Origin of the sequence: Nonomuraea sp. NPDC050536, assembly GCF_044457685.1 — a bacterium.
GTDB lineage: Bacteria > Actinomycetota > Actinomycetes > Streptosporangiales > Streptosporangiaceae > Nonomuraea.
The window spans coordinates 171,551-186,051 of sequence record NZ_JBITHD010000015.1 but is presented as its reverse complement, the minus strand read 5'-3'; the positions used below and the strand labels follow the sequence as shown (position 1 = coordinate 186,051).

13 protein-coding genes and 1 pseudogene are annotated in these 14,501 nt (G+C 68.9%); 6 read left to right on the top strand and 8 right to left on the bottom strand.

Features of this window, described 5'->3' with window-relative positions; all coding sequences use genetic code 11:
- Nucleotides 1-9: 9 nt before the first annotated feature.
- Genes ACIBHX_RS35415 through ACIBHX_RS35400 form a run of 4 tightly spaced genes read right to left on the bottom strand, consistent with a single transcriptional unit; the run spans nucleotide 10 to nucleotide 3,987 of the window.
- A complete protein-coding gene (locus ACIBHX_RS35415) occupies nucleotides 10-846 on the bottom strand; it encodes a citrate/2-methylcitrate synthase (RefSeq protein WP_397071781.1) in 837 nt (278 codons plus the stop codon).
- A 29-nt stretch (nucleotides 847-875) separates the two neighbouring features.
- Complete coding sequence (locus ACIBHX_RS35410) at nucleotides 876-1,661, bottom strand: CoA-transferase subunit beta (RefSeq protein ID WP_397071780.1); 786 nt, start codon at nucleotides 1,659-1,661, stop codon at nucleotides 876-878.
- Nucleotides 1,658-2,554 (bottom strand): CoA transferase subunit A, encoded by an 897-nt coding sequence (locus ACIBHX_RS35405; protein WP_397071779.1) that lies wholly within the window; start codon nucleotides 2,552-2,554, stop codon nucleotides 1,658-1,660. The genes ACIBHX_RS35410 and ACIBHX_RS35405 overlap by 4 nt, the downstream gene beginning before the upstream one ends.
- The gene (locus ACIBHX_RS35400; protein WP_397071778.1) at nucleotides 2,539-3,987 is read right to left on the bottom strand and encodes an aldehyde dehydrogenase family protein; all 1,449 of its coding nucleotides are present in this window, start codon (nucleotides 3,985-3,987) and stop codon (nucleotides 2,539-2,541) included. The genes ACIBHX_RS35405 and ACIBHX_RS35400 overlap by 16 nt, the downstream gene beginning before the upstream one ends.
- Before the next feature lie 335 nt (nucleotides 3,988-4,322).
- Between ACIBHX_RS35400 and ACIBHX_RS35395 the strand changes: the two genes are divergently transcribed.
- The 5 genes and pseudogenes from ACIBHX_RS35395 to ACIBHX_RS35375 all read left to right on the top strand — a co-directional run bounded on the left by ACIBHX_RS35395 (nucleotide 4,323) and on the right by ACIBHX_RS35375 (nucleotide 8,146).
- Nucleotides 4,323-5,357, top strand: a complete 1,035-nt coding sequence (locus tag ACIBHX_RS35395; protein ID WP_397071777.1) for an extracellular solute-binding protein — start codon at nucleotides 4,323-4,325, stop codon at nucleotides 5,355-5,357.
- 137 nt (nucleotides 5,358-5,494) lie between these two features.
- Nucleotides 5,495-6,322, top strand: coding sequence for an ABC transporter permease (locus ACIBHX_RS35390; protein WP_397071776.1), 828 nt, complete (start codon nucleotides 5,495-5,497; stop codon nucleotides 6,320-6,322).
- Nucleotides 6,319-7,137: an ABC transporter permease gene (locus ACIBHX_RS35385; RefSeq protein ID WP_397071775.1), complete on the top strand. Its 819-nt coding sequence runs from the start codon at nucleotides 6,319-6,321 to the stop codon at nucleotides 7,135-7,137. The genes ACIBHX_RS35390 and ACIBHX_RS35385 overlap by 4 nt, the downstream gene beginning before the upstream one ends.
- A pseudogene (locus ACIBHX_RS35380) lies at nucleotides 7,134-7,549 on the top strand (ABC transporter ATP-binding protein); the annotation flags it as partial. The gene ACIBHX_RS35385 and the pseudogene ACIBHX_RS35380, both read left to right, overlap by 4 nt.
- Nucleotides 7,550-7,744: 195 nt before the next feature.
- The gene (locus tag ACIBHX_RS35375) at nucleotides 7,745-8,146 is read left to right on the top strand and encodes a TOBE domain-containing protein (protein ID WP_397071872.1); all 402 of its coding nucleotides are present in this window, start codon (nucleotides 7,745-7,747) and stop codon (nucleotides 8,144-8,146) included.
- Between the two features lie 137 nt (nucleotides 8,147-8,283).
- Here the strand turns inward: ACIBHX_RS35375 and ACIBHX_RS35370 are convergent, their stop codons facing one another.
- From ACIBHX_RS35370 to ACIBHX_RS35355, 4 genes are all read right to left on the bottom strand, one after another.
- A complete protein-coding gene (locus ACIBHX_RS35370) occupies nucleotides 8,284-9,915 on the bottom strand; it encodes a tetratricopeptide repeat protein (RefSeq protein ID WP_397071774.1) in 1,632 nt (543 codons plus the stop codon).
- 269 nt (nucleotides 9,916-10,184) lie between these two features.
- Nucleotides 10,185-11,390, bottom strand: a complete 1,206-nt coding sequence (locus ACIBHX_RS35365; protein ID WP_397071773.1) for a DMT family transporter — start codon at nucleotides 11,388-11,390, stop codon at nucleotides 10,185-10,187.
- Between the two features lie 484 nt (nucleotides 11,391-11,874).
- A complete protein-coding gene (locus ACIBHX_RS35360; RefSeq protein WP_397071772.1) occupies nucleotides 11,875-12,366 on the bottom strand; it encodes a GNAT family N-acetyltransferase in 492 nt (163 codons plus the stop codon).
- Nucleotides 12,363-13,922 carry an XRE family transcriptional regulator gene (locus ACIBHX_RS35355; protein ID WP_397071771.1) on the bottom strand — a complete coding sequence of 520 codons (1,560 nt, stop codon included), beginning with the start codon at nucleotides 13,920-13,922 and terminating at the stop codon, nucleotides 12,363-12,365. The genes ACIBHX_RS35360 and ACIBHX_RS35355 overlap by 4 nt, the downstream gene beginning before the upstream one ends.
- A 276-nt stretch (nucleotides 13,923-14,198) precedes the next feature.
- On the opposite strand from ACIBHX_RS35355, the gene ACIBHX_RS35350 reads away from it, so the two are divergent.
- Entirely contained in the window at nucleotides 14,199-14,483 is a 285-nt protein-coding gene (locus tag ACIBHX_RS35350; RefSeq protein ID WP_397071770.1) for a hypothetical protein, read from the top strand.
- Nucleotides 14,484-14,501 lie beyond the last annotated feature (18 nt).

Genomic DNA, 14,501 nt, shown 5'->3' with positions numbered 1-14,501 from the left:
GTGGTCCTGTCAAGCCAGAGTTCGGTCGGCAGGCCCGTCGTAGTGGTCGGGCCCCTGCATCTCCAGCGACAGCGGCTGGACCATGTCCGAGTTGGCGGAGGCGCGCCAGCCCTTCTCCCTGGTCATCTCCTCGATCGAGTGCGCGCACAGCGACAGCGAGCGGCAGACGATGAACAAGGCCTTCAGCTGCAGCGGCTCGTAGCCCATGTCGAGGCCGATGCAGCCCATCGAGCCGGGCCCGTTGATCCAGACGCGGCGGCCGAACACCGGCTCGGTGGCGTCCTCCATGGCGCGGGCGATCCGGACGTACCGCCCGGTGATGCCCAGCTCATCCGACAGCTCCATCAGCCGGACCGTGCGCGGGTCGCGGATGTGCTGGGCGTGGTGGAATCCGGGCATCCGCTCGCGCCGCTCGCGCATCTCGGCGACGACCTTCGCGGCGGCCTCCTCGTCGCTCAGCCCGTCGCGCTCGGCCCGCTCAGCTACGCTCATGAACAGCTCGGCGGGCCGGTCGGCGGTGCCGTGCAGGCGGCCGATGCCGGCAACGCCCGCCGCGACGGCCGCGTTGAGCTCGGCGCCGCCGCTGGTGGCGAAGCGGACGGTGGCGGAAGAGGGCGACATGGCGTGCTCGGCCATGTTCACCATGATCGCGTCCGTCATCCTGCCGACTTCGGGCGTCGGCAGCTCACCGCGGAGCACCAGGTGGAAGTGCTCGGCGAAGGAGATGTTGCCGGTCAGCTCGTTGACGTCATAGCCCCGGATGACGATGCGATCCTTGTTCTTCCACGCGATCGCCGTCTCCCAGGCGAACGGCTTCTTCTCGGTCAACGGCCTTGCGTCTTTCATGGTCGAGTCCATCTCACCTTGCACCTTGCTCATCGTTCGGGGGTCTCCGGGTGTCCGGTTCGACTCCCTCTCCGTTCAGGGAAGTACACGCACGCCGGGTCGATCTCCTCGCGCAGGAGCCGCAGCTCCTCGGGGTCCGGCGGCACGACAATGTCCAACGAGTCCCGAAATTTCGGGGTAAAGCCTGTGTTCTCCAGTACGGCTTCCGCCGTGACCCCGGGCATCAGGGCGGTCACGACCAGGGCGGAGTCGTCGGCCTCCATCACGCACAGATCGGTGACGACCTTGACGCGCAGCGGCCCGAGCCCTGCCTTGGCCCGCTCCCCCGGCCCGCCCAGAAAGCCCGGGCTGGTGATGTAGTCACATCTAGCGGGAAAGCGTCTCTTTTCGTGATTTGTCAGGATGACAACCTGCGAGCAGTGGCTGGCGATGTCGTTGGCCCCGCCACTGCCGGGCAGCCGCTTGCCGGATACCCAGGTGGAGTTGATGTTGGCGAACTCGTCCACCTGCGCCCCGCCCAGGAACCCGGTGCGCACCAGGCCCCGCTGCACGAGCCCGCCCAGGGCCTCGAACAGCGACCCGTGCCTGGACGCCCCGTGCATGAGCCGGGGGTCCACCACCGACACCGGCGTCGGCACAACCTTGGGGAAGATCACCCCCGACTCGATGACGAGCTTGGCGTCCGGCGCGTGCGTCTTCTGCGCCAGCGTGGCGGCCAGCAGCGGCAGCCCGGTCCCGACGATCACCAGGTCGCCGTCACGGATCTGCCTGGCCCCCTCGACCACGAGGATCTCCCGCGGAAGAGCGCCGCTCATACGAGCCTCCTCATCTGCTCCACCAGTCCGCCGCGAAGCACGCCGTCAGGGTCGCGGAGCTTGAGGTGGTCGTCGAAGGACGAGCCGAGATTGCCCGAGATCCACTCCCGCACCTCGCCGTCCCCGGCCCGCCCGAGCGCCTGGTACTCCTTGATCTCCGACTCGGCGAAGTCGTAGGCCCGGTAGACGGAGGTCGGGAACGCCCCGTAGGGCTGCTCGACCACCGCGGTCACGTACGCCTCGGGGATCGTCACCTGCTCGGGCCTGTCGGCGAACGCCCCGGCCGGCAGCACCTCCTCGGCGGTCACGATCGTGACCCTGGCCGCCCTGACCATGTCCACCTCATGGGAGGTCACCCCATCGATGATGACATTTCCGGCCACGTCCGCCCGGTTGGCGTGGATCAGCGCCACGTCCGGCGTCATCGCCTTCAGCAGCACCAGCGGCTTGCCGGAGAACGGATCCACCGACTCCACCGCGACCCCCTCCGACACCAGCCCGTCGAGCAGGTCCGTGCCCAGCAGGCTCCTGGTCGGCAGGTACGGCAGGCCGAGCGCTCCCGCGGCGAACCGGCTGGCCATGGCCAGATGCGAGTGGTCGCCCACGCTCACCTGGCCACGCTCGACCGCCCGCCGCCAGGCGAACAGCGTGCCGTAGCGCTCCAGGTTGCCGGTGCCCTGCTCGGTCCTGACCACGAGCCCGGTCGCCACCAGCATGTCCAGCGGGAGCGACAGGTTGCAGCCCACCACGGTGAGCCCGCCGATCCCCTGCCGGATCACCTCGTGCACGAGCGCCATCGGGCACCGGTTGATGTTCTGGCCACCCATGCCGACGACACTGCCCTGCCGTACGTGCTGGGAGACGGCCTCGGCGGCGGTCAGTAACTTATGCACGCCGACCGCCACTCGGTGTAGAAGTCCCAGACCTGCGGCGAGCACTCGGGCGGGCCGAACTGCGACAACTTGGCGCCCATGTGCGGCAGGTGCGCGTAGGCGCCGACGCCGGGGCGGTTGACGTGCAGCATCCCTGCCTCGAACCGGTCGAGCGCCTCGAAGATCGTCGCCGGGTCCTGGGTGAAGATGGTGCCGCTCATGCCGTACCTGACGGAGTTGGAGATGCGCATCGCGTCGTCGAAGCCGTCGCAGTCGACCACCGACAGCACCGGGCCGAAGATCTCCTCCTGGGCGATCTCGCTGTCCCACGGCACGTCGCGCAGCACGGTCGGCTCGACGTAGAAGCCGTTACCCGGCGCGCGCCCGCCGCCGACGACGACCTTGGCCCCGATCTCCTGGGCGGACTTGATCGCGTCCAGGCAGGCCCGCATGCGCCCCTCGTTGATCACCGGCCCGATCGTGGCGTCCGAGTCGAACCCGTAGCCGACCTCGAGCACCGAGACCTCGGCGGCCAGCTTCTCCAGGAATGCCTCCTTGACGGATTTGTCCACCACCACCCGGGACGTGGCGCTGCAGCGCTGCCCGGACTGCCCGAAGGCGCCGAAGGCGGCGGCCTTGGCCGCCTTGTCCAGGTCGGCGTCGGCCAGCACCAGCACCGCGTTCTTGCCGCCCAGCTCCAGCTGGGTGCGCAGCAGCCGAGGCGCCCCGGCGGTGTGGATGGCCAGGCCCACGGGCAGCGAGCCGGTGAAGCTGATCCCGGCCACCCGCGGGTGCCCGACCAGCGCCTCGCCGGCGGCGATGTCGCCCTGCACGAGGTTGAGCACCCCGGCGGGAACGCCCGCGTCCACGAACGCCTCCACCAGCAGCGCCGAGGTCAGCGGCGTGAACGGCGACGGCTTGAGCACCGCCCCGCACCCGGCCAGCAGCGCCGGCGCCACCTTCCACATCGGGATGGCCAGCGGGAAGTTCCACGGCGTGATCAGCCCGACGACGCCGATCGGCGAGCGGAAGGTGTAGGAGAACGTGCGCGGCTCCTCGGCCGGCAGCGTCTCACCCTTCAGCCGCCTGCCCTCGCCCGCGGTGAAGTCGAGGATCGCCAGCGCCCGCTTGACCTCGCCGCGCGCCTCCTTGAGCAGCTTGCCCTGCTCGCGGGTGATCGCCTGGGCGAAGTCCTCGGCGCGCTCCTCGATGAGCCGCTCGGCCGCCCGCAGGTACTCGGCCCGCTTGATCGGCCCGAGCGCCTTCCACGCGGGCATCGCCGCATCGGCGGCCTCGACGGCCAGCTCGACGTCCGCGCCGCCGGACTCGGCGAAGTCCCCGATGTGGTCGGAGAGGTCGCCGGGGTTGATGTTCGGCCGGGTCTGCCCGCTCTCGGGGGCGCGCCATTCGCCACCGATGTGGTTGAGCAGGTAGCGACTCGGGATCGTCGCCATCGGGGTCCTTTCCGGTCATGTTCTAGTACGGCAAAGCCTCACTGACCGGCAGTTATCGGACAAGAGGGATTAAGCCGATGCCCACGATAGACAGCCGCTATACGCCTCTCCCTATGGCGCCAATAGACAAATCACACGTTGGCCCGGCCGAACCTCTGCACTAGACATGCCGGGAAGCGACCTGCTCACGGGCGGTTCGCGGAGTTCACCCCGAATTCACCTGCGCGTCGGTTTAGCACATCCGACGTACGCGATCGTTCGGTGACGAAACTCCCAGAAAGGCATAAAAGATGACAAAACTCCGCCTAGGAGTAGCCGCCGCGTCGTCTGTTCTCGTGCTTACCGCGTGTGGCGGGTCGGGCACCGGAGACTACGACTGGTCGAAGGCACCGGACACCGCCAAGATCGCGGAGCAGGGCAAGGACCTGCCGACCTACGGGCTGGCTCCCGACTGGGCCAACTACGGCGAGGTCGTCAAGGCGTTCTGCGCGAAGTACAGCGGCACCTGCGCGCACAAGGACACCGACATGTCCTCCTCCGAGGAGATCGTCAAGTTCGACGCGGAGAAGGACAACCCCATCGGCACCGCCAGCGACATCGGCCTGATGTGGGGCCCGGTCGCCGAGGCCAAGGGCGTGGTGCCCGACTACCAGCCGCCCTCGGCGAGCAAGCTCAAGGACTGGCAGCGGGGCAAGGGCTGGGTCGCCACCTTCGTGGGCGCGCCCGCCTTCGTGGTCAACACCGACAAGGTGCAGAACCCGCCCAAGAGCTGGCAGGACCTGCTCAAGCCCGAATACAAGGGCCAGATCGCCATCAAGAACCCCACCTCATCCGGCACCGGCCAGGCGATGGTCGTGGCCGCGGCGGTGGCCAACGGCGGCTCGGTGGAGAACCTGGCCCCCGCCTTCGACTACTTCAAGAAGCTCAAGGACACCGGCAACATCAGCGACGTCAAGATGAGCGAGGAGACGCTGGAGAAGGGCGAGGCCCCGATCCAGATCAACTACGACTTCAACGGCATCGCGCAGAAGGCCGCGCTGAAGCAGAAGAACGTCAACGTCGACGTGATCATCCCCAGCGACGGCTCGATCTGGTCGCCGTCCGGGTTGATGATCAACAAGTACAACACCAAGAAGGGCGACTTCCTGAAGGGCTTCCTCGACTTCGTCCTGTCGGACCAGGCGCAGGATCTGTTCGCCAAGTTCGGCGCCCGGCCCATCAGGGCGCTCAACGGCGACCTGCAACTGCCGGCCGACGCCAAGGCCAACTGGCTGCCCGACTCGGCCTACGGCCCTGTCAAGGAGATCGAGATCACGAAGGTCAACCCGGAGCAGATCGTGGCCGACTGGGAGGCGAAGGTCCTCGCGTGACGTCCCAAGCACCGGAACCCGTGACGGCGGGGGGAGTGATCTCCCCGCCGTGCACGGCGTCCACAGAACAGGAATCATCAACCTCAGGCGTAACAACCTCCACTCCGGGGAGAAGATTCTCCACCCGGGAGTTCCTCGTGGCCTGGGGCCCCGCTTTGCCGCTGCTGCTCTTCACGCTCGTCATGCTGGTGCTCCCGGCGCTGCGGCTGCTTCACGACACGTTCGCGCTGCCTGGCGGCGGCTACGGGTTCGACCACATCGTCAAGGTCGTGCGGAATCCCGTCGACCGGCAGGCCATCGGCTCCTCGCTGGCGCTCGGGTTCGTGCAGGCGACGCTGGCCACCGCGATCGGCGCGCCGGCGGCATGGCTGATCACCCGGATGCGGCTGGGCGGGCGGGCCTTCTGGCTGTCACTGATGAACGTGGCCTCGAACTTCGCCGGGATCGGGCTGGCCTTCGGGTTCGTGGCGCTGATCGGCTCGACCGGCATGCTGACCCTGATACTCAGGGCGCTGTTCGGGATCGACGGCAACCCGTTCCCCCCGACCGGCTCGTTCGGCGGGATGAACCTGGTCTACCTCTACTTCAACATCCCGATGTTCGTGCTGCTCACGCTGCCGGCGCTGAGCGTGCTCAAGGATGACTGGCAGGAGGCGGCCGAGGTCTGCCACGCCACCCGGTGGCAGTTCTGGCGCTACGTCGGCATCCCGGTCCTGTCGCCGTTCGTCGTGGCCGGGTGGCTGCTGGTGTTCACCTGGACGATCGGCGTCTACGCCGTGGCCTACGCGGTCGCCTCGTCGCCGAGCGCGATGAAGCTGATCACGCTGCAGATCGGCACCACGCTGGAGACCTCGGTGTTCGGGCTGGGCCGGGCCGCGGTGCTGTCGGTGCTGCTCATGCTGATGGCCATCCTGGCGACCGTGCTCTACCGACTCTCGCTCAAGCGCGCTGCGAGGTGGCTGTGACCCGTCGCGTCTTCCTCGCCCTGCTGGCCGTCTACTTCGGGCTGCCGCTGCTGGCCGCCCTGCTCTACTCGGTGGCGACCCGGTGGACCGACACCGCGCTGCCTGACGGCTACACGCTCTCCCACTGGGTGAGCGTCTTCACCAAGCCCGACGTGATGGCCGCGCTCGGCCGCTCGCTGGTGCTGTCGGCGGTGGTGGTGGCCATCGACGTGCTGCTCGTGGTGCCCGCGGCGTACTGGTCGGTGGTGCACAACCCGCGCATCGGCTCGGTGGTGCAGACGATCGCGGTCATCCCGTTCGCGGTTCCGTGGGTGGTCGTCGGGGCCGGCATCCAGCTGGTCACCAAGTCGGTGGCGCCCGCGCTGTTCGGCACGTTCTGGCTGCTTGCCGCCTCGACCGCGGCGATCGCCTTCCCGTTCATGTACCGCGCGGTGGAGAGTTCGCTGCTGGCGGCGGGAGCCGTACAGCTCAGCGAGGCCGCGGCGACCTGCGGCGCGAACCCCGCGCAGGCCCTGGTCAGGGTGATCTTCCCGGTCATCCGCAACGGCGTCGTGTCCGGGTCGCTGCTGGTCATCGCGACCGCCATGAACGAGTTCGCGCTGGCCAAGATCCTGGTCGGGGTCAGCTACGAGACGCTGCCTCTGTGGTCGGCGCGGCAGTTCGTCTCGCGCACCCTCGGCGACCCCAACGCGCTCGCCGTCGTCACCATCTTCACCTTCGGCCTGCTGTTCGCGCTGTCCGCCCTGGTCGTCTGGCTCGGCCGCGGCCGGGTGAGCGCGTCCATGGCCGCCATCACGAAGGACGCCTCGTCATGAGCCATGTCGTACTCGAGCACGTCACCAAGCGCTACGCGGGACACAACGCGCTCAACGGGGTGTGCGTCAGCGTCGAGCAGGGCGAGATGCTGGCCCTGCTCGGCCCGTCGGGCTGCGGCAAGACGACGCTGCTCCGCTGCATCGCCGGGCTGACCGGCGATGCAGCGGGCGGCTGACGATCGGCGGGGCGGACATGACCGGCGTGCCGGCCCGCAAGCGGCCCATCGGGATGGTCTTCCAGTCCTACGCGCTGTTCCCGAACCTCACCGTGCGCGGCAACATCGGCTTCCCGCTGACGGTCAGGAAGGCCCCGGACATCAAGGCCCGGGTGCAGGAGATGCTGGAGCTGGTCGGGCTCGAGCACCTCGGCGACCGGCTGCCCAACCAGCTGTCCGGCGGGCAGCAGCAGCGCGTCGCGCTGGCCCGCGCGCTGTCGCCGCGGCCCGAGGTGCTGCTGCTCGACGAGCCGCTGTCGGCCCTGGACGCCCAGGTACGGCACCGCCTGCGCGACGAGGTGCGGCGCATCCAGCACCAGATCGGGATCACCACCGTCTTCGTCACCCACGACCAGGCTGAGGCGCTGGCGATCTCCGACAGGGTGGCGGTGATGAACTCCGGCGACATCGAGCAGTGCGCTCCGCCGGCGGAGATCTACACCGCGCCGTCGACCCGCTTCGCGGCCGGCTTCGTCGGCAACCGCAACACGCTGGAGCTGTCGGCGGCCGGCGGCCGGGTCACCGCGGGCGGCGCGTTCGACGTGGCGGCACCCTCGGATCGGGTGCTGTGCATGTTCCGCCCCGAGGACGTGGAGCTGTCCGCCGAGGGCCCCGGCGCTCGCGCCACAGTCGACGTCACGGTCTTCCTCGGCGCCACGACTCGCGTCTACGCCCAGGCGGATCAGGCCGTCATCTTCGCCGACGTCCCTTCACGCGCGGCGAGCGGCTTCTCTCCCGGGGACGAGGTCTACGTCCGCGTCCCCAACGACCACGTCCAGATATTTCCTGCTTGACCCGTACGGCAGGCCACACCACCCCACCGGGATCCAGGCGCCGTGACGGCGGGCGACCATCACCGACTCGCCGGAAGCGCCGCCCGCGGGCCCTCAGCCGAGTGCGGCGGGCGGCGGGTGGGACGGCTTGCCGTACTTCAGTGGAGAGCGGCGCGTTCGTCAGCGAGCGCCTCGGAAACACGCCCCAGGGCGCGCAGGGCGATGGCGCGGTTGGTGTAGAGGTCGTGTTGGGGTTCGAGCTCAATGGCCCGGGTCAGGTCGGCGACCGCGCCCTTGGCGTCGCCGGCCGTGTAGCGCAGGATGCCGCGGTTGGCCCAGGCCGCGGCCAGCCCGGGGGCCGTCTCGATGGCCTGGTCGAAGGCGGCGCCGGCGGCGTCGAAGCGCCCGGCGGACGTCTCCAGCTGGCCGAGCACCGCCAGCAGGTGCGGGTTGCCGGGCGCGAGCGCCAGCCCGGCCTCCACGTCCGTGCGGGCCTCCTCGTCGCGGTCGAGCCCGGCCAGCAGCCCGGCCCTGTTGATGTAGGCGTCCAGGTAGGCAGGATCCAGCTCGATCACGTAGCCCAGGTCCGCAAGCGCCTCGTCGACCTCGTCGCGGGCGATCCGCAGCTCGGCCCGGTTGTAGTAGGCCTCGGGCAGCGGCGGGCTGACCCGTATCGCCTGCTCGTAGTCGGCCAGCGCCTCCTCGTGCAGGCCCAGCTTGAAGCGGAGGTTGCCCCGGTCCAAGTAGTAGTCGGGGAATGCGGGGTCGATCGCGATGGCCGCCGCGTAGTCCTCCAGCGCCTCCTTCACGTATCCGAGCGCGCCCCGCAGCTGGGCCCGGTTGGCCAGCAGCACCATCCGGTGCACCGGGTGGTGTCCGCCCAGCTCGCGTGCCAGCGCCAGCGCCGACTCCACCAGCGCGAGCGCGGCCGCGGGACGGCCCTGCCGCAGCTCGATGAGGGCCAGGCCGTTGCGGTCGAAGCCCAGCTTGAAGGCACGTTCCAGGGGATCGGGCAGCAGCGTGGAGATGGCGATCGCCTGGTTGATCCAGCCTCTGGCTCGGCCCAGGTCGCGCTGGGCGGGATCCGGGTGGCGGGCGTCCAGCATGGCCGTGCCGTACGCGCCGGCGGCGTGCATCGCGGGCTGCTGGCTGGTCCTGCGCACCCGCTCCCACAGCGCCCGCGCCTCCCACGTACGGCCGAGCGCGCCCAGCGCCGTGGCGGTGCGCTGCGCGAAACGCCACCACAGGTCGCCGCCGGGCTCGGCCAGCGCCAAGCCGCGCTCGCCCAGCTCCACCACGGCGTGCAGGAACCCCTCCCGCACGCAGTGGTCGACGGCCGCCCACAGCTCGCCCGCGTCCCTGTCATCGGGGGCCGCGGGCGGGCCGTCGCTGTAGAGGAGTATGCGCAGGGTCTCGGGCGGGATCCGGCGCATCAGGACGTCGAGCAGCTCGACGTCGGTGGGGTCGGCCTCGGCCACGTTGCACACGGCCAGCACCGTGCCGGGCCGGGCCGCCGTACGGACGAACTCGGCCAGGCCGTTGGCCAGCCTGAGCGTGCGACGGGGAGCGGGCACCAGGATCCGTTCGTTCTCCGGCAGGCCGGGCTCGATGCCCAGGTGCCTGGCCGGCACCCGGTCGCGAACGCCGGGTGCCGCCGCCCGGATCTCGATGTCATGAGCCGCCACGAGGTCACGGGAACGTTCCAAGGCGGCCGGGAGCAGGTGTTCCACCAGTTCGGACCCCACGGTGTAGGGCCCGTGTCGCCGGCGGTGCCCGTCGATCACGGGCATCAGCAGCGGGATGTTCTCCCAACGGCCAGGTGGAGCACCCTTAACCCTGACGTGGGCCCGCCCCTCGGTCACCCCTTGTGTATGACGCTGGAGGTCCCGGTGAGCTTGGCAGGGCCGGGCTTTCGGACGACGATCCGCTTCATGGTGCACCTTCCATTGGAGGATAAGTAACCATTATTCGGACACTCCAGCGATTATCAAGATTCGCCTTGAATAAGTGCGTGATTAACGGATACCAAGCTGCTGGTATTTACCCGGCGACGAGGTACCTACCGTGCCCGAAACCAGCCCGACGTCGGCTGTTGATCCGATTCCTGCATCAGTGAGCAGAGGCAGCGCCCCACCAGCGTCACGGACTGACAGCAGCCGGGGCCCGGCTGGTTCTTGGCCCTGACGATGGACTTGGCCCGCTCGATGAGCTGGTCCAGGCTGGGCTCCCTGTTGCCCTTGGGCGCGAGGTTGCTCCACGGGCAGGACTCGGTGTCGTCGCAGGTGTTCCGGCTGATGGGCGGCAGCGGCGTCGCGTCGAACTTGAGCGGATCGTCGCGCTTGATCCGCAGGTCGGCCAGGACCCGGGAGGCCTTGCGCGACACCTGTACGGCCGGCGGCAGCGGCCGCGGTCGCCGTGGCGGAGCCCCCATCGGCACGGCCAGCAGCATGGCGCCGGCCATCAGCCCGCCCCCGATGGCCATTGGCCAGCCGATCGGCTCGTTGAACCAGATCACCGCGATCGCCGTGACCCACAGCGGCTGCGACGACATGAGCACCGCGCTGGGCACGGCGGGGACGTGCTTCTGCCCGTACGACCTGGCCAGGAAGCCCAGCGCGCAGGAGATCACCGACAGGTGCGCCAAAATCGCCCAGTCCGACACCTGGCCGGGCAGGACGATCCCGTCGTGCACCGCCACTCCCCCGGTCAGCACCCCGATGGTGCCCAGCTGGATCACGGTGAGCGCGTAGGCGTCGAAGCGCTTGCCGGCCCTGGTCAGGTGCGCCAGCAATAACGTGTGCCCGGAGTACAGCCCCGCGGCCATCAGCGTGGCCGCCAGCGCCAGCAGCGAGAAGTCGTGTCCGTTGACGCCCCTCAGCAGCGTGAAGACGGTCATCCCCAGCAGCGCGAGCCCGACGCCGAGCCAGACCCGCCCTGGCACCCGCACCCGGAACAGGACCAGTGCCAGGATCGGCGTGATCACCACACTGCAGCCGACGGCGAAGCCGGACACGGCCGACGGCAGGTCGTCCAGCGCCACCGCCTGCGCGCTCTGCCCGACGCCGAACATGATTCCCAGGACGATCCCATTGATCCAGGTCTCGCGGCTGAGCCCCCGTAGGCTCTGCGGCCGGATGAGAAAAAGCGTCACCGCCGCGATCAGATATCGCTCGGCGAGCAGGTCCTCCACCGGCATGCGGAGGATGAGATTCTTCATCAGCGGGAACGCCGACCCCCATGCGGCGCTGACGAACAACAGAAGCACGGCTCCCAGGAGGGGTCGGGGAGCGGGCACGACTGCCATGGCGGAAGCATCTCACTACAATCAGCAGTCGTTGGTGTACAGCCAGCTCACGGTGATGTTCCTCTACCACTCAGAGTGAAGAGCCTCACTCGTAGGTTCGTACATCCCTATCCGCGGGCAACGCCGAATCGGCCATTCCCTACATATCCCCCGCCATTGCTTGGCGGTTCCTGCCCATCCGGGCGCCTTCCCCCAGAGGCCGAATTAGCACACGAAGCGTGATCGCACGGACGCTACAGCGCGTCACCATCCCAGGAAAACGGTCGTGCCCGGAGAGCGGCGTGGGTCGCGTCGTCACGGATCCGTGCCGGCGCCGGCGCGGTGTCCCGGACGCCCGTGTCGCCCTGGAATCGGCGACCGCGCGGCGGTGCGGACGGTGGAAAAGACCACGCCCGGGCACGACGAGGCGGCCCCTTGGGGCGAGCGCGTACGAGGGGAGAGATCTCTATCTGAGGTCCTGAGCGAGGGCTGGGAGGAGGCGCTTCTCGCCATAGATGACCGTGAGGTCGCCTACGCGGGTGCGTGACAGCTCGCGCCAGCCGCGGCGCTCGTAGAGGGCCAGGGCCGCACCCTGGTTGAGCGTGGTGTCTCCGCGGACGCTGTGGAAGCCGAGCTCGACCGCGCGAGCCTCCAGGGCGTCCAGCATGGCCGCGCCGTATCCGCGCCGCTGTTGTTCGGGGTGGACGCGCAGGCGGCAGATCTCGGCGGTCTCCGCGCCGATCGGCTTGAGCCCGCCCATGGCGACCACGCGCCTGTCCACCTCGCCCACCAGGAACTCCCCGCCGCAGGCCAGGTAGATCTCCTGGACGCGGGGGAAGTCGTCGTCGTAGTAGACGCCGTCGCCGGGGACCAGGCCAACCTGTGCCAGGCAGACGCGGTGCAGGGCGAGGATGGTGTCGAGATCAGACCAGCGGTAGCGTCGGATCTTCAGCTTCATGCACTGCCTGTCCCTTCCGCGAGGGAGATCGTCGGGCGAAGCTGCTCCCGGTAGACGGGCAGCAGGTGATGGTTCGGCTCGCGCTCCGCGATGGCCCGCTCCAGCGCGACGGCCGGACGCATGATGAAGTCGGTACGGAAGTCGGAGCCCAGCAGGTTCAACGCGTTGATGGCGATCTTGATCGCCTCCTCCACGTCACCCTCGATAAGCCGGCACTGGGCCTGGTCGAACCTGATCAGCGTCTGGTCGAGGATGTGGTCCTGGTACTTGTCAAGGGCCTGGTCCAGCACGACCTCGGCCTCGAGCGTCTGGCCCAGCTTGGTGAGCACGTCGCCCTGGTAGAAGTACAGCTGCCGCTCGGTGTAGCCGAAGGCGATGTCCTCGCGCTCGGTGCCCCTGATGTGGGAGAAGGCGTTCCTGGCCCGCGCCAGCGCGCGCTTGGCCTGGTCGACCACTTCCTTGCTGCTTTCGGTGCCCGTCAGCATGGCCAGCGCACGGGCCTCGACGACCGGGGCCATCGCCTGCGCGGCACACGGCGTCTGGCCGGCCAGGTCGCGGCTCTTCTTGGCCAGGTTCAGCGCCTCGCGGGCGTCGCCATAGTAGAGCGGCACGAGCGCCTCGCGGGCGGTGACCCAGGCGCGCAGCGCGCGGTCGCCGGTCTCGTCGGCGGCGGTGCGCCCGGTGCGGAAGAAGGAGCGGGCCAGCCGGTGGTCACCGAGGTTGATCATGATCATGCCGCTCAGCCCGGACAGCTGAGCGGCCATGCGGCACAGGCGTTCTTGCAGGTCGATGGGTTGGCGCCGGTTCATGGCGGCGCGGACGGAGCTCAGCTCGAGCAGCACGTCGCACAGGAGCCTGAGGGGGGCGGTGGTGGTGTACTGGCGGCCGAAGCTGAGCGTGGCCTCTTCCCACTGGTCGAGCATGGCGGGCGAGACGGAGGCGCACACCAGCGTCTCGTCCATCCGTCGCCTGATGCCCTCGATGGCGCCGAGCACCGGACCGTCGAGCTTGGCCTTGCTCGGCTCGGTCGACAGCAGGGTCAGCAGCGTCCTGCGCAGGATGTTCTCGTCCTCGCTGATCCCCTCGCTGGGGGCCTCGCCCGTGTGCGGCTGCAGGATCAGCTCGCGCGGCGCCCCCGCGCCCGCCATGTCCCAGTGGGTGGCGGTGAGGATGGGGCGCTGATGGCCATGGCCGCCGCAGATGCAGGGACCGTCGAAGCCGAGCGTGGTGGGCTCCACCCGGTAGACGGCACACAGGTAGTGCAGGTATTCGGGTCCCGGACGCTTGAGTCCGCTCTCGTAGGCGGACAGCAGTGTCTCACCTATGCCCGGGGGCGCCTTCTTGTCCTGCTCGAACAGCGCCCGCACCTGTTCGATGACGTCGGCCAGCGCGATCCCGTACGACAGGCGGTGCGACTTGACCTTCGTCGTCCCGAACTGAGGCCCGCACGTCTCATGGATCTCTTCGGCAATCTGGGCATTCGTACGTCCCACGGCCAGGCCCTTGGCCCGAATCCGCCGCGCGATCTCCGTTTCCCTGTGCTGCCTGCCGGACATCCCGGCCCCTCTCACACACAATGTCCCGACCGAACTGCAACCGCTGACGCAGCGTAGTTATGTGGGCGCTCTGCGTCTACATACGACTATGACCCATCAATGACCGCTTGAAAACGTGCAGTTGAAGCTTACGGTTAAGGATCGTCCCCCCGCGGACTGTTTCTTACAACCCACGAGGGAGAAGGCAACTCCCCGTGAGCATAGGGCCCTCATTGCGTCACTCGCTGTTCTGAGTCATCTTTGGCGCACCAGCAACGAAACAAAGGGAGGGACGAGGTGGGGGACGACAACTTCGGGCACCTAGAGCGACTGGTCTCAGAGCTCGGAGCCCGCGGATTGCTCGCCAGAGTGGTCCGCACACAGACAGGCCGGCTCTTCGTCAGGGTCATCAACCCCAACGCGACCAGCCTGTCCGAGAACGTCACCTGCCGACCGACTGATGTCTCCGACATCCCCGACTGGTGGTACTGCTGGTCCTGGGGTGAGCGGATGCACACGGCCGACGACCCGGCTGGAGCCGCGACCAAGGTCGCGCGCGTGCTCGCCGCGGTGGGGGAGTGACGAGGCGGTGACTCGGGT

What these genes read in the sequence shown, in the direction of transcription:
- ACIBHX_RS35415 (WP_397071781.1), bottom strand. Translation starts at nt 846, where the DNA reads ATGAAAGACGCAAGGCCGTTGACCGAGAAGAAGCCGTTCGCCTGGGAG.
- ACIBHX_RS35410 (WP_397071780.1), bottom strand. Translation starts at nt 1,661, where the DNA reads ATGAGCGGCGCTCTTCCGCGGGAGATCCTCGTGGTCGAGGGGGCCAGG.
- ACIBHX_RS35400 (WP_397071778.1), bottom strand. Translation starts at nt 3,987, where the DNA reads ATGGCGACGATCCCGAGTCGCTACCTGCTCAACCACATCGGTGGCGAA.
- ACIBHX_RS35375 (WP_397071872.1), top strand. Translation starts at nt 7,745, where the DNA reads ATGAACTCCGGCGACATCGAGCAGTGCGCTCCGCCGGCGGAGATCTAC.
- ACIBHX_RS35370 (WP_397071774.1), bottom strand. Translation starts at nt 9,915, where the DNA reads ATGCCCGTGATCGACGGGCACCGCCGGCGACACGGGCCCTACACCGTG.
- ACIBHX_RS35360 (WP_397071772.1), bottom strand. Translation starts at nt 12,366, where the DNA reads ATGAAGCTGAAGATCCGACGCTACCGCTGGTCTGATCTCGACACCATC.
- ACIBHX_RS35355 (WP_397071771.1), bottom strand. Translation starts at nt 13,922, where the DNA reads ATGTCCGGCAGGCAGCACAGGGAAACGGAGATCGCGCGGCGGATTCGG.